We start from the raw sequence: 13,304 nt of genomic DNA on the forward strand, positions 1-13,304 counted from the left end.
CACCGCCTTCGCGAGCAAGCCCACTCCCACAGTGGATCAGCGCACTACACCTTCTTCTATAAGCAATTTAAGAATGGCTTCAGCGCCCGCTTCCGGGCTCACGCCTTTGAGCACCTGCCCACCGCCGCCGCTGGCCTTGGCCGTTGCAGCCTTCATCCGGTCGGCACCGCTTTTGGCCTTGATCACCTTGAGGCGCTTGGGCCGAGGCTTGGCCGGCTGCAATACAGCGCCTGTGAATAACTCATCCTCCAACACCTCGACGTCATGGGCCGTCAGCTCACCGCGTTGCGCCGGGCCGTAGGCGCTTTGCCGTGGCTTGGGCGCCGCGTTATCCACCGTGGCCATAAACGGCAGGCGCACCTTCAGCCGCCGCCGTTGGCCGCGAGGCAAGGCCTGCAGCACATGGGCCACGCCGCCTTCGATGGATTCCACCTGGGCCAGGCCGACAATCAGCGGCCAACCCAGTTGTTCCGCCAGCAGGAACGGCAACATCCCCGAGCCTTCGCCGGTTTCCGCCTGGCTGCCGGTGAGCACCACTTGGGCGCCCGCGTCCCGCAGATAGTCGCCGAGCACCGGCAAGGCGTCTGCCCCGGCCGGTTGTTCAAGCACGTGCAACTGCGGCAAGCCCATGCCCAGGTAAGCGCGCAGGGTGGGTTCGCCGATGTCGCCGGCGTGCAGCACTTGCAGGTTATCCCCAGCCAGTTGCAGGCCCAGTTCCACAGCGCGCGCGTCTTGCTCCGCCCGGCGTGGACGGCCGGAAGTCGGGTGGGCACCGATGGACACCAGGCTGATTACATTCGTCGTCATGGCCATTTCCTTAAGCCGCATCGCGCTTGGCGCCGTGGCGGTAGGCCTCGACCGCAACGATCAAGGCTTGCAGTATCGCGGCGCTTTCGCCGATCACCGACAGGTCGGCACGCTTGATCATGTCGCAGCCCGGGTCGAGGTTGATCGCCACCACCTTGTCGCAGGCACCAATGCCTTGCAGGTGCTGGATCGCCCCGGAAATCCCCACCGCCACGTAAACCCGCGCGGTAACCCAGGTACCGCTGGCGCCGACCTGGCGATCGCGCGCCATGAAGCCGTCGTCCACCGCCACCCGCGAAGCACCTTCGGTGGCGCCCAACGCGGCAGCGGTCTGGTGGAACAGTGCCCAGTCCTTGACCCCGTTGCCACCGGAGAAAATAAATTCGGCTTCGGCCATGGGAATCGCCGCCGGGTCCACGGCCACCGCACCCAAATCTTCGATACGCGCAAGGCTGCGGGCCAGGCTTGTGGATAACTCCACCGGCAGCACTTCGTGACGGGTTTCGCTGACGGGATCGGCGCACTCCGCCGCAGCCAGGATCATCCGTGGCAGTGGCCGGGCAAGATCCTCCTGACCCGCGCCTGCACGGCCAATACATTCCTGGCCCTTGATCTGCCAGACCCGCGTGGCCGGGCGCTCCTTGAGGCTGGCGGCAAAGCGCCGCCCCAATTCACCACCGCCGCTGCGGCTGTCCGGCAGCAACCAGTGGCGCGGGTTGAACTGGTTATCCACAGCCCGCAGACCGTGAACCCGTTGCTCCGGTGAATAACCGTCGAACTCATGCCCGTTCAACACCAGCAGCCGATCCACACCGGCAGTGGCGAAGGCGTTTTCCTTGTGTTCGCCGAACACCACGGCCAATACCGCACCGTCGTCGCCGGCCAGCTGCCGGGCCAGGCCCAGCAAGTCGCGGTCGTGGCTGCTCAGGCGGCCGCCGACCATGTCCGGCACCACGTTGATGTAGAAAGCGGGCGCCGGTACCTGATGCAGCGGCAACTGCACTTCCACCGCTGCCGTACGCTTGGCCGCGCCGCCCTGCTGGGCGCCGCTGCGGTCAATACGCTTGATGCCGTTGGGGCCGATAAAACCGACACCGTGCACGTTCTTGCGGATGACCCCATTGGGCCCCATCCAGCTGTGTTGCACCGGCTGCATCGCCGCGTGCAGCGGGTGCAGGCGGTTACGGGCGATCCATTCGGCCCGTGGGTCGCGGCGGATAATGTCGCTCATCAATGCACCTCCGCAGGTTCGCGTTTCGGCGCCCTGGACGGTGCCGCGTCTTCAAGCAACGCGTCAGCTACCAGTTCGGCAATGTCCTTGATCAAGGGACGCGGTTCGACCACGCCTTCCAGCATCGCCGTGCACTGTGGACAACCCACGGCCACCAGTTCGGCGCCGGTCTCGCGGATGTCTTCCATGCGCATGTCGGGAATCCGCTGCTTGCCGGGAATATCGGTGATCGGCGCCCCGCCACCGCCACCGCAGCAGCGCGAGCGGAAACCGGAGCGCTGCATTTCCTTGACCTCGATCCCCAGCGCCCGCAGCACTTGGCGCGGTGCCTCGTACTCGCCGTTGTAGCGGCCCAGGTAGCACGGGTCGTGATAGGTCACGCTGTTGCCTTTGTGCTGGCCCAGGTTCAGGGCGCCGGCGTCGATCAGTTCGGCCATGTAGGTGCTGTGGTGCTGCACCAGGTAGTTGCCATCGAAGGCGCCGTATTCGTTTTTCAGCACGTGGAAACTGTGGGGGTCGCAGGTGACGATGCGCTTGAAGCTGTACTTGGCCAGGGTCTGGATATTGCGTGCGGCCAGCAGCTGGAAAGTGGCTTCATCGCCCAGGCGCCGGGCCACGTCGCCGCTGTCGCGCTCTTCAAGGCCCAGTACGGCGAAGTCGACCTTGGCGGCTTTCAGCACTTTGACGAACGAGCGCAGGGTGCGCTGGTTGCGCATGTCGAAGGCACCGTCGCCGACCCAGAACAGCACGTCGACGGTTTTCCTGTCGCTGAGCAAGGGCAGGTTCAAATCCGCCGCCCAGTTCATCCGCCCGCCCGGTGCGAAGCCGCCCGGGTTGTCGGTGGCGATCAGGTTTTCCAGGACTTCGGCGCCCTTGTTCGGGGTCGCGCCCTTTTCCAGGGTGAGGTGGCGGCGCATGTCGACGATGGCGTCCACGTGCTCGATCATCATCGGGCACTCTTCCACGCAGGCGCGGCAAGTGGTGCACGACCACAGGGTCTCGGCGTCCACCAGGCCATTGACGATTGGCTGGTGCGGGTTGCCGGCGTGTTCGCCGATGGCTTTGCCCGGATACGGGCTGCCGGCGAACTTGGCGTCGGTGCCACCGGCCAGGCCGACGACCATGTCCTGGATAAGTTTTTTCGGGTTCAGTGGCTGGCCGGCGGCGAACGCCGGGCACGCGGCTTCGCACTTGCCGCACTGCACGCAGGCGTCGAAGCCGAGCAGTTGGTTCCAGGTGAAATCCACCGGTTTTTCCACGCCCAGGGGCGCGCTTTTATCGGCGAGGTCCAGGGGTTTCAAACCGGTGGAACGGCCGCCGCCGAAGCGTTCGGCGCGGCGGTGCCAGGCCAGGTGCAGGGCACCGGCGAAGGCGTGTTTCATCGGGCCGCCCCAGGTCATGCCGAAGAACATTTCCGACACGCCCCACAACACGCCCAGGCTCAGCAGCGCGGCGAGCAGCCAGCCGCCGAAGTCCGCCGGCAGAATCCCGGCCACCGGCAAGGTCACCAGGAAGAAGCTCACCGAGAACGCCATCAGGCTTTTCGGCAGGCGCTTCCACGGGCCTTTCGACAGGCGTGCAGGCGGGTTGCGACGGCGCAGGTAGACGAAGGTGGCGCCGACAAACATCAGCACCGAAGCCAACAGCAAGGCGTAGCCGAGGATGCGGTTATGCAGGCCGAAACCGTGCACCAGGATCGCCAGCAGCGCCGAGAGCACAAAGCCCAGGGCGGTGGCGACGTGGGTGTTGGCGATGTATTTGTCGCGGGCGACCACATGGTGCAGGTCGACCATGTAGCGCTTGGGCATGGCCAACAGGCCGCCGAGCAAGTCGACCTTGGAGGACCTCCCGCGGCGCCACATGTTCACCCGGCGCAGCGCGCCGAGGACGGCAAGGCCCAGGGCGGCGAAGAGCAGGATGGGAAGAAGGGTGTTCAACATGGTGAAGCTCCCGAAGACCACACAGGTCTACTGTGAAACTGGCCCGAAATGTGGGAGCGGGCTTGCTCGCGAAGGCAGCGTGTCAGTCGATGCATCCAGTGGCTGACACACCGCTTTCGCGAGCAAGCCCGCTCCCACATTTGACCGAGTACACCTCGTCAGAAATCCTTGCACAGGCGCAGGGCGTCATAGATGGCCGCGTGGGTATTACGCTGGGCCACGCAGTCACCAATGCGGAACAGCAAGTACCCCTCGCCCGGCTCGCTTAGGCACGGCTGCGGCTTGATCGCGAACAGGGCCTCGATGTCCATCTGGCCCTTGTTGCGCGAGCCTGCCTTGAGCCCGTAGTAGAGCTCTTCGTCCGGACGCACGCCGTTCTCGACCACCACCTGGTCCACCACCCGCTCTTCCCTGGCCCCGGTGTATTCGTTCTCCAGCACCGCCACCAGCTTGTCGCCTTCGCGGTAGACCTTTTCCAGCATCATGTCGCCGGTCATGATCACTTCCTTGGGGTACATGCTGCGGTAGTACGTCGGGAACGACGTACCGCCCACGGCCACGCCCGGCTTGATGTCGTCGGTGACGATCTCGACCTGGCTGCCCTTGTCCGCGAGGAAGTCGGCCACCGACATGCCGGTGAACTCGCAGATGGTGTCGTACACCAGCACGTTCTTGCCAGGTAGAACCTTGCCGTCGAGCACGTCCCAGCTGCTGACCACCAGGCCTTCAGCCGCGCCCCAGTGTTCGTTCTGCTCCAGGAACGGATGACCGCCCACCGCCAGCACCACCACGTCCGGGCGCAGGTCGAGGATGGTCGCCGCGTCCGCCGCCACACCCAGGCGCAGGTCGACGTTCAGGCGCGCCAGTTCCAACTGGAACCAGCGGGTGATCCCGGCAATCTGGTCACGCTGCGGGGCTTTCGATGCAGTGGTGATTTGCCCGCCGATAAATTCTTTCTTCTCGAACAACGTCACGTCGTGGCCACGTTCGGCAGCCACCCGCGCCGCTTCCATCCCGGCCGGGCCGGCACCCACCACCACGACTTTGCGTTTTGGCCCGGTGGATTTCTCGATGATGTGCGGCACGCCCATGTATTCACGGGAAGTGGCGGCGTTCTGGATGCACAGCACATCCAGGCCCTGGTACTGGCGGTCGATGCAGTAGTTGGCGCCGACGCACTGTTTGATCTGGTCGATCTGGCCCATCTTGATCTTGGCGATCAGGTGCGGGTCGGCGATGTGGGCGCGGGTCATGCCGACCATGTCCACGTAGCCGCCTTCCAGGATGCGCGTGGCCTGGTTCGGGTCCTTGATGTTCTGCGCGTGCAGCACCGGGGCCTTGACCACTTCCTTGATGCCGGCCGCCAGGTGCAGGAACGGCTCCGGTGGATAACTCATGTTCGGGATAACGTTGGCCAGGGTGTTGTGGGTGTCGCACCCCGAGCCGACCACGCCGATGAAGTCGAGCATGCCGGTGTCGTCGTAGTACTTGGCGATCTGTTTCATGTCCTCGTGGGACAGGCCGTCCGGATGGAATTCGTCGCCGCACAAACGGATGCCGACGCAGAAATCCGGGCCGACTTCCTTGCGCACCGCCTTCAACACCTCAAGGCCGAAACGCATGCGGTTTTCGAAGCTGCCGCCCCATTCGTCAGTACGTTTGTTGACCCGAGGGCTCCAGAACTGGTCGATCATGTGCTGGTGCACCGCCGACAGCTCCACACCGTCCAGGCCACCGGCCTTGGCCCGTGCCGCAGCGGTAGCGTAGTTGCCGATCACCCGCCAGATTTCTTCAGGCTCGATGGTCTTGCAGGTGGCGCGGTGCACCGGCTCGCGGATGCCCGAGGGCGACAGCAGCGTGGGCCAATGCTCGCCGTCCCAGCGCGAGCGACGGCCCATGTGGGTAATCTGGATCATGATCTTGGCGCCATGCTTGTGCATGGCGTCGGCCAGGTTCTGGAAGTGCGGGATGATCCGGTCATCCGCCAGGTTCACCGACTTCCACCAGCCTTGCGGGCTGTCGATGGCGACACTGGAAGAACCGCCGCAGATCGCCAGGCCGATCCCGCCCTTGGCTTTCTCTTCGTAGTACTTCACATAGCGGTCGGTGGTCATGCCGCCGTCGGTGGCATACACCTCAGCGTGGGCGGTACTGAGCACGCGGTTGCGGATGGTCAGTTTGCCGATCTGGATCGGCGCAAACATTGCTTCGAAAGCCATGGCAGGGTCCTCGACTTACAACGGCTTGACGGTGAACAGGCCGTCGTCGTGGCCCTCTTCGGAGCCGCCGTATACCTGTTCCGCAACGGTGCGGATCTTGCTGCCGCGGGCTTCGAGAATCTGGTCCATCGCGCCGGCAAACCAGCCGGTGAACATGTAGTCGACCTTGCGCCCGACCTTGCCGTACACGTAGACGAATGCCGAGTGCTCGAGCTTGACGCTGGCCGTGCCTTTATCGAGGTCGATGTCCTGGATCTTGAACAGGCCCCAGCCGCGCTGCGACAGGCGCTTCATGTAGTGCTCGAACACTGCGACGCCTTCCAGGCCATGGCATTCAGCTTCTTTTTCACACCAGTGCCAGGCGGATTTGTAGCCGGCCTTGTAGAGGATTTCGGCGTAGGCCTCGCTGCCCAGGACTTCTTCGATCCCCATGTGATTATTGACGAAGAAATGGCGCGGCACGTACAGCATCGGCAGGGCGTCGGAGGTCCAGACACCGGTTTCGCTGTCGACTTCGATAGGCAATTGAGGGGCGATCTTGGCCATGGAAACTTAACTCCGGAAAATGCTTTGGTAAGCCCCCGACGCATAAGGTTGGGGGAAAAGAGGCGTGAGTGGTGGCTTATTCGCCCCAGACGTCCTTCAGGACGTTGACCCAGTTTTCGCCCATGATCTTGCGCACCACGCGCTCGGGATGGCCGCGCTTGAGCAGGGTCTCGGTGAGGTTCGGGAACTCGCCCACGGTGCGGATGCCCAGCGGGTTGATGATCTTGCCGAAGCTGGTCAGGCGGCGGGCGTAGCCCTTGTCGTGGGTCAGCATTTCGAAGAAATCCTGGCCATGGCCCTGGGTGAAGTCGGTGCCGATGCCGATGGCGTCTTCGCCCACGATGTTCATGGTGTACTCGATGGCTTCGGCGTAGTCGTCGATGGTCGAGTCGATGCCCTTGGCCAGGAACGGCGCGAACATGGTCACGCCGACAAACCCACCGTGGTCGGCGATGAACTTCAGCTCTTCATCGGACTTGTTGCGCGGGTGCTCTTTGAGGCCTGAAGGCAGGCAGTGGGAGTAGCACACCGGCTTTTTCGATTCGAGGATGACTTCTTCGGAGGTCTTGGAGCCCACGTGGGACAGGTCGCACATGATGCCGACGCGGTTCATCTCGGCGACGACCTCGCGACCGAAGCCCGACAGGCCGCCATCGCGCTCATAGCAGCCGGTCCCCACCAGGTTCTGGGTGTTGTAGCACATCTGCACCACGCCAACCCCGAGCTGCTTGAAGATCTCGACATAGCCGAGCTGGTCTTCAAACGCGTGGGCGTTCTGGAAGCCGAAGATGATGCCGGTCTTGCCCTGTTCCTTGGCGCGACGGATATCGGCGGTGGTTTTCACCGGGATCACCAGGTCGCTGTTTTCGCGAATCAGGGTCTGGCTGGCCACGATGTTGTTAATGGTGGCCTGGAACCCTTCCCATACCGACACGGTGCAGTTGGCAGCGGTGAGGCCACCCTTGCGCATGTCTTCGAACAGGTCGCGGTTCCACTTGGCAATGATCAGCCCGTCGATAACGATGCTGTCGGCGTGCAATTCGGCTGGGCTCATCAGGCGTCCCCTTATTGGCGATTCATGCGCCGAATCGTCTGCCGGCGCTTTGGGGCCAGCATATGCCCCGGGGCAGAAGGAGCCGGGTGCAAAAACGACAAGGGAATTGCCGAAAGCGTCAATCCGCGACAAAGGCCAACATGACATCTCTGACGGGTGTCTGTTCTTTGTCTTACGCTTGAGCCAGAATTTGCTCATCAACTGATATGAGACGGCGCAATGAAATCGATTTTCCTGGCTTTGGCACTCATCGCAACCGGCGCACACGCCGCTGAAGACACCGATAACACGCCTTGCGATGGCATCGAGAACGACAAGCAAACCCTGGAATGCGCCACCTACAACAAAACCACCGCCGAACAACTGCTCAAGGATAACTACCAGGGGCTGCTGGAACGCATGGGTTCGACCTATGGCAGCAACAAGACGCAGCTGGCGGACATTACCGCTCGTCTGAAGGATGCCCAGCAGAAGTGGGAAAAGTTACGTGATGCGGATTGCGCCGTAGATACCTTCCCGGCAGTGGCGGGCAGCAAGGCATATGCGATCCAGCAGAATGATTGTCTGGCGCGGATGAGTGATGAACGGTCGGAGTTTTTGGAGTCGATTGGGCAGGAATAAGCGACAATCCCCTCCACTCTTTACTCAGAACCAAGGCTATTCATGACAATCTGCGGCATCGAAATCAAAGGCAGCGAAGCCATTATTGCTGTCGCCTCTCTCGACGGTCAGGCATTGGGCCACGTCGCTCTGGCCACCAAGAAAATCGCCCTTGAAGACGATGATGAGGCGGCCAACGTCAAGGCCTTCGCCGCTCAGGTCAGCGCGTTTGTGCGGGAAAACGGCATCAGCCGCATCGCCATCAAGAAGCGCAGCAAGAAAGGCGAATTCGCCGGTGGCCCGACCACGTTCAAGATTGAAGGTGTGTTTCAGTTGCTGGAGGGCGTTGAAGTGACGCTGCTGTCGCCGCAGACCATCAATGCGCAGAACAAGAAACATGACTTTGCCCTGCCGGCGACGCTGAACAAGTATCAGCATGAGGCTTACAAGGCCGCGTGTTCAGCCCTGCTGAAGAAGTAAGCCACATCGCACATCCCCTGTGGGAGCGGGCTTGCTCGCGAATGCGGTGTGTCAGTCAATACATGTACCGACTGATCCACCGCTTTCGCGAGCAAGCCCGCCCCCACATTTGATCTGTATTGTTCTCAAGAGCAGTGCTCATACCGCTTCCCGGCGCCGATCTTCCCTTGGGCACTTGGCAAACCTTGCCCGGTAGCTGCGGGTGAAATACGACGGCGACTCAAACCCGCAGGCGATGCTCACCTCCAGCACGCTCAGGTCGCTCTGGCGCAACAACTGCCGAGCCTTTTCCAGGCGCAAACCCAGGTAGAAGTTGCTCGGTGTGTCGTTCAGGTGCAGCCGAAACAAGCGCTCCAACTGCCGCCGCGTGACCTTGATCGCCTCCGCCAGCGCCAGTGTGCTCAACGGCGGTTCCGTGTGCTGTTCCATCTCCCCAATCACCTGCACCAACTTCTTGTTGTTGATGCCGTAGCGCGTGGCGATCTGCATGCGTTGGTGGTCTTTGCGCGGGCGGATGCGGCCGAGCACGAATTGCTCGGACACCTGGATCGCCAACTCTGGCCCGTGAGCCTGGCTGATCAGGTCGAGCATCAGGTCGATGGACGCGGTGCCGCCCGCCGAGGTGATGCGCCGGCGGTCGATCTCGAACAGCTCCTGGGTTACCGTCAGCTGTGGATAAGATTCCTTGAAGGCGTCGATGGCTTCCCAGTGCAGGGTCAGGCGGTGGCCGTCGAGCAGGCCGGCTTCGGCGAGTACGCAGGCGCCAGTGTCGATGGCGCCGAGGGTCACGCCGTCGTGATCAAGGCGACGCAGCCAGTGTTCCAGTGCGGGCGTGGCGAACTTCAGCGGTTCGAAGCCGGCCACCACCAATAAGGTCGAGCCTTTTTTCAGCGGCTCCAGCGCGGCGTCGGCGTTGACCGACATGCCATTGCTCGCCAGCACCGCGCCGCCGTCGGCGCTCAAGACGTGCCAGCGGTACAGCTCGCCGCGAAAACGATTGGCGACACGTAAAGGTTCGATCGCGGAGATAAAGCCGATGGCGGAGAAGCCCGGCATCAGCAGAAAGTAGAAATCCTGGGACATGGAGCGCTCTCGTAGGACGGACAGCGTGGTCACTGTGATACGCCAGTTCAATCGGTCATTCAAGGGGGCAGGTCGCTGCAGTGCAAGAGCTGGTCGCCGCCGTGCGTTTTGTCGGGGACCAAGCTGCGTAACTTGGCTGCACGGTGCACAAAGACGCCGGAACCCACAATAACAACCTGCCGAGGGAACCACCATGAACCGACTGATCAGCCGCTGTGTGCTCGCACTCAGCGCCAGCGCCATTTTGAGCACCAACGTCATGGCAGCCGATGCGGCTTCTTGCCAGAACGTGCGCATGGGCGTGGTGAACTGGACCGACGTAATCGCCACCAGTGCCATGACTCAAGTGTTGCTCGACGGCCTCGGCTACAAGACCAAACAGACCAGCGCGTCCCAGCAAATCATCTTTGCCGGTATTCGCGACCAGCGCCTGGACATGTTCCTGGGCTACTGGAACCCGCTGATGACCCAGACCATCACCCCGTTTGTCGAGGCCAAGCAGGTCAAGGTGCTCGACAAGCCGTCCCTGGAAGACGCCCGCGCGACCCTGGCGGTGCCGACTTACCTGGCCGACAAGGGCCTGAAGACCTTCGCCGACATCGCCAGGTTTGAAAAAGAACTGGGCGGCAAGATCTACGGCATTGAACCAGGCTCGGGCGCCAACACCCAGATCAAGGCGATGATCGCCAAGAATCAGTTTGGCCTGGGCAAGTTCCAACTGGTGGAATCCAGCGAGGCCGGCATGCTCGCCGCCGTCGACCGCGCCGTGCGCCGCAAGGAGGCCGTGGTGTTCTTCGGCTGGGCGCCGCACCCGATGAACGTCAACGTGGCGATGACTTACCTCACCGGCAGTGATGACGCGCTGGGCCCGAACGAAGGCATGGCCACCGTGTGGTCCGTCACCTCGCCGACCTACGCCGAGCAATGCCCCAACGTGCACAAGTTGCTCAGCAACCTGACCTTCACCGCCGCCGACGAGAGCCGAATGATGCAGCCGCTGCTGGATCACAAGGACGCTTTCGAGTCGGCCAGGCAATGGCTCAAGGATCACCCGCAAGACCAGCAGCGCTGGCTGGAAGGCGTGACCACCTTCGACGGCAAACCCGCCGCAGCCAACCTGCAATTGACCAGCAAATAACCTGTCTTGAATCACCGTTTCGCAGCCGCTCCCGGCTGCGAACGGTATGACTACGCCTGAAAATCACGCCTGTAAGGAACCTGCCTCATGAACCACGACGTCATCATCACCTGCGCACTCACCGGTGCTGGCGACACAACCGCCAGAAGCCCTCACGTGCCGGTCACTCCGAAACAAATCGCTGCCGCGGCGGTGGAAGCAGCCAAGGCCGGTGCCACCGTGGTGCATTGCCACGTACGTGACCCCGAGACCGGCAAGTTCAGCCGCGACGTGGCGCTGTACCGCGAAGTGATGGAGCGCATCCGCGAGGCGGACGTCGACATCATCGTCAACCTCACCGCCGGCATGGGTGGCGACCTGGAAATCGGTGGCGGCGAGAACCCCATGGAATTCGGGCCCAACACCGACCTGGTGGGCCCGCTGACCCGCCTGGCCCACGTGGAAGAGCTGCTGCCGGAAATCTGCACCCTCGATTGCGGCACCCTGAACTTCGGCGATGGCGACACCATTTACGTCTCCACCCCGGCCCAGCTGCGGGCTGGCGCCAAACGTATTCAAGAGCTGGGCGTTAAAGCCGAGCTGGAAATTTTCGACACCGGTCACCTGTGGTTCGCCAAGCAGATGATCAAGGAAGGCTTGCTCGACAACCCGTTGTTCCAGCTGTGCCTGGGCATCCCGTGGGGCGCGCCGGCCGACACCACCACCATGAAAGCCATGGTCGACAACCTGCCGGCTGACGCGGTGTGGGCCGGCTTCGGGATTGGTCGCATGCAGATGCCGATGGCGGCGCAAGCGGTGCTGCTGGGCGGCAATGTGCGAGTCGGCCTGGAAGACAACCTGTGGCTGGACAAGGGCGTGCTGGCGACCAACGGCCAGTTGGTGGAACGCGCCAGCGAGATCCTCAGCCGCCTGGGTGCGCGGGTCATGACCCCGGCCGAAGGCCGCGTGAAGATGGGCCTGACCAAGCGCGGCTAAGACACACCGCACGACGCCCTGCAGGAACCGAATCAAATGTGGGAGCGGGCTTGCTCGCGAAAGCGGTGGATCAGCCACCGAATGCATCAACTGACAGACCGCTTTCGCGAGCAAGCCCGCTCCCACACTTTGATCTTGGCTCTCACACAGAATCACCGAACTCTTTAGGAATTTGCCATGAGCTTTATCACTGAAATCAAAACCTTCGCCGCGCTGGGCAGCGGTGTTATCGGCAGCGGCTGGGTATCCCGCGCACTGGCTCACGGCCTGGATGTGGTGGCCTGGGACCCGGCGCCTGGTGCCGAAGCGGCCCTGCGCAAACGTGTCGCGAATGCCTGGGGCGCACTCGAGAAACAAGGCCTTGCACCCGGCGCCTCGCAAGATCGCCTGCGCTTTGTGGCCACGATTGAAGAGTGCGTGAAAGACGCCGACTTCATCCAGGAAAGTGCCCCGGAACGCCTGGAATTGAAGCTGGAATTGCACAGCAAGATCAGCGCGGCGGCCAAGCCGAACGCCTTGATTGGCTCGAGTACTTCGGGGCTGTTGCCGAGTGAATTTTACGAAGGCTCCACCCACCCGGAACGCTGCGTAGTGGGTCACCCGTTCAACCCGGTTTACCTGTTGCCACTGGTAGAGGTAGTCGGCGGACAGAACACCGCGCCAGAAGCTATTCAGGCAGCGATCAAGGTGTATGAATCCCTCGGCATGCGCCCGTTGCATGTGCGTAAGGAAGTGCCCGGTTTTATCGCTGACCGTCTGCTGGAAGCCCTGTGGCGTGAGGCGTTGCACCTGGTGAACGATGGTGTGGCAACCACCGGCGAGATCGATGATGCGATTCGCTTTGGCGCCGGTTTGCGCTGGTCGTTCATGGGCACGTTCCTGACCTATACGCTGGCGGGCGGTGATGCCGGGATGCGGCACTTCATGGCGCAGTTCGGCCCGGCCTTGCAGCTGCCGTGGACCTATTTGCCGGCCCCGGAACTGACCGACAAGTTGATTGACGACGTGGTGGACGGCACCAGCGATCAGTTGGGCAAACACAGCATTTCGGCGCTGGAGCGCTATCGTGATGATTGCCTGCTGGCGGTGCTGGAGGCGGTGAAGACCACCAAGGAAAAACACGGTATGACCTTCGCCGAATAAGCCCTGTAAAGATCGTTCCCACGCTCTGCGTGGGAATGCAGCCCAGGACGCTCTGCGTCCCAACGCGTGACGCAGAGCGTCACAGGAG

The 13,304-nt window shown here is 62.6% G+C and carries 12 protein-coding genes; 5 read left to right on the plus strand and 7 right to left on the minus strand.

The window, feature by feature from the left end:
• Positions 1–36: 36 nt before the first annotated feature.
• From etfB to AC3WKX_RS21130, 6 genes are all read right to left on the minus strand, one after another.
• Positions 37–807, minus strand: coding sequence for an electron transfer flavoprotein subunit beta (gene etfB / locus AC3WKX_RS21105; RefSeq protein ID WP_102370063.1), 771 nt, complete (start codon positions 805–807; stop codon positions 37–39).
• Between the two features lie 10 nt (positions 808–817).
• Complete coding sequence (gene etfA, locus AC3WKX_RS21110; RefSeq protein ID WP_102604377.1) at positions 818–2,038, minus strand: electron transfer flavoprotein subunit alpha; 1,221 nt, start codon at positions 2,036–2,038, stop codon at positions 818–820.
• On the minus strand, positions 2,038–3,978 hold the full coding sequence (gene dgcB, locus AC3WKX_RS21115) for a dimethylglycine demethylation protein DgcB (protein ID WP_102604376.1): 1,941 nt from the start codon (positions 3,976–3,978) through the stop codon (positions 2,038–2,040). Before dgcB ends, etfA begins: the two co-directional genes overlap by 1 nt.
• A 158-nt stretch (positions 3,979–4,136) precedes the next feature.
• A complete protein-coding gene (gene dgcA, locus AC3WKX_RS21120) occupies positions 4,137–6,197 on the minus strand; it encodes a dimethylglycine demethylation protein DgcA (RefSeq protein WP_087694764.1) in 2,061 nt (686 codons plus the stop codon).
• Positions 6,198–6,212: 15 nt separating this feature from the next.
• Entirely contained in the window at positions 6,213–6,743 is a 531-nt protein-coding gene (locus tag AC3WKX_RS21125) for a DUF5943 domain-containing protein (protein ID WP_008430647.1), read from the minus strand.
• Between the two features lie 76 nt (positions 6,744–6,819).
• A complete protein-coding gene (locus AC3WKX_RS21130) occupies positions 6,820–7,797 on the minus strand; it encodes a dipeptidase (RefSeq protein ID WP_003216932.1) in 978 nt (325 codons plus the stop codon).
• A 219-nt stretch (positions 7,798–8,016) separates the two neighbouring features.
• Here AC3WKX_RS21130 and AC3WKX_RS21135 point away from each other — a divergent pair, with 219 nt between their 5' ends.
• Complete coding sequence (locus AC3WKX_RS21135; RefSeq protein WP_087694766.1) at positions 8,017–8,418, plus strand: lysozyme inhibitor LprI family protein; 402 nt, start codon at positions 8,017–8,019, stop codon at positions 8,416–8,418.
• Between the two features lie 42 nt (positions 8,419–8,460).
• Positions 8,461–8,877 carry a DUF3010 family protein gene (locus tag AC3WKX_RS21140; RefSeq protein ID WP_102604375.1) on the plus strand — a complete coding sequence of 139 codons (417 nt, stop codon included), beginning with the start codon at positions 8,461–8,463 and terminating at the stop codon, positions 8,875–8,877.
• Between the two features lie 138 nt (positions 8,878–9,015).
• Here AC3WKX_RS21140 and AC3WKX_RS21145 read toward each other — a convergent pair whose 3' ends face one another.
• A complete protein-coding gene (locus tag AC3WKX_RS21145; RefSeq protein ID WP_003216927.1) occupies positions 9,016–9,960 on the minus strand; it encodes a GlxA family transcriptional regulator in 945 nt (314 codons plus the stop codon).
• Positions 9,961–10,153: 193 nt separating this feature from the next.
• Here AC3WKX_RS21145 and AC3WKX_RS21150 point away from each other — a divergent pair, with 193 nt between their 5' ends.
• The 3 genes from AC3WKX_RS21150 to AC3WKX_RS21160 all read left to right on the plus strand — a co-directional run bounded on the left by AC3WKX_RS21150 (position 10,154) and on the right by AC3WKX_RS21160 (position 13,216).
• On the plus strand, positions 10,154–11,098 hold the full coding sequence (locus tag AC3WKX_RS21150; protein ID WP_008430636.1) for a choline ABC transporter substrate-binding protein: 945 nt from the start codon (positions 10,154–10,156) through the stop codon (positions 11,096–11,098).
• A gap of 87 nt (positions 11,099–11,185) precedes the next feature.
• Complete coding sequence (cdhC, locus tag AC3WKX_RS21155) at positions 11,186–12,073, plus strand: 3-dehydrocarnitine:acetyl-CoA trimethylamine transferase CdhC (RefSeq protein ID WP_003216924.1); 888 nt, start codon at positions 11,186–11,188, stop codon at positions 12,071–12,073.
• A gap of 177 nt (positions 12,074–12,250) precedes the next feature.
• Positions 12,251–13,216 (plus strand): L-carnitine dehydrogenase, encoded by a 966-nt coding sequence (locus AC3WKX_RS21160; protein WP_102604374.1) that lies wholly within the window; start codon positions 12,251–12,253, stop codon positions 13,214–13,216.
• Positions 13,217–13,304 lie beyond the last annotated feature (88 nt).

Source organism: Pseudomonas sp. GP01-A4 (assembly GCF_058780865.1).

What these genes read in the sequence shown, in the direction of transcription:
- etfB (WP_102370063.1), bottom strand. Translation starts at nt 807, where the DNA reads ATGACGACGAATGTAATCAGCCTGGTGTCCATCGGTGCCCACCCGACT.
- etfA (WP_102604377.1), bottom strand. Translation starts at nt 2,038, where the DNA reads ATGAGCGACATTATCCGCCGCGACCCACGGGCCGAATGGATCGCCCGT.
- dgcB (WP_102604376.1), bottom strand. Translation starts at nt 3,978, where the DNA reads ATGTTGAACACCCTTCTTCCCATCCTGCTCTTCGCCGCCCTGGGCCTT.
- dgcA (WP_087694764.1), bottom strand. Translation starts at nt 6,197, where the DNA reads ATGGCTTTCGAAGCAATGTTTGCGCCGATCCAGATCGGCAAACTGACC.
- AC3WKX_RS21125 (WP_008430647.1), bottom strand. Translation starts at nt 6,743, where the DNA reads ATGGCCAAGATCGCCCCTCAATTGCCTATCGAAGTCGACAGCGAAACC.
- AC3WKX_RS21130 (WP_003216932.1), bottom strand. Translation starts at nt 7,797, where the DNA reads ATGAGCCCAGCCGAATTGCACGCCGACAGCATCGTTATCGACGGGCTG.
- AC3WKX_RS21135 (WP_087694766.1), top strand. Translation starts at nt 8,017, where the DNA reads ATGAAATCGATTTTCCTGGCTTTGGCACTCATCGCAACCGGCGCACAC.
- AC3WKX_RS21140 (WP_102604375.1), top strand. Translation starts at nt 8,461, where the DNA reads ATGACAATCTGCGGCATCGAAATCAAAGGCAGCGAAGCCATTATTGCT.
- AC3WKX_RS21145 (WP_003216927.1), bottom strand. Translation starts at nt 9,960, where the DNA reads ATGTCCCAGGATTTCTACTTTCTGCTGATGCCGGGCTTCTCCGCCATC.
- AC3WKX_RS21150 (WP_008430636.1), top strand. Translation starts at nt 10,154, where the DNA reads ATGAACCGACTGATCAGCCGCTGTGTGCTCGCACTCAGCGCCAGCGCC.
- cdhC (WP_003216924.1), top strand. Translation starts at nt 11,186, where the DNA reads ATGAACCACGACGTCATCATCACCTGCGCACTCACCGGTGCTGGCGAC.
- AC3WKX_RS21160 (WP_102604374.1), top strand. Translation starts at nt 12,251, where the DNA reads ATGAGCTTTATCACTGAAATCAAAACCTTCGCCGCGCTGGGCAGCGGT.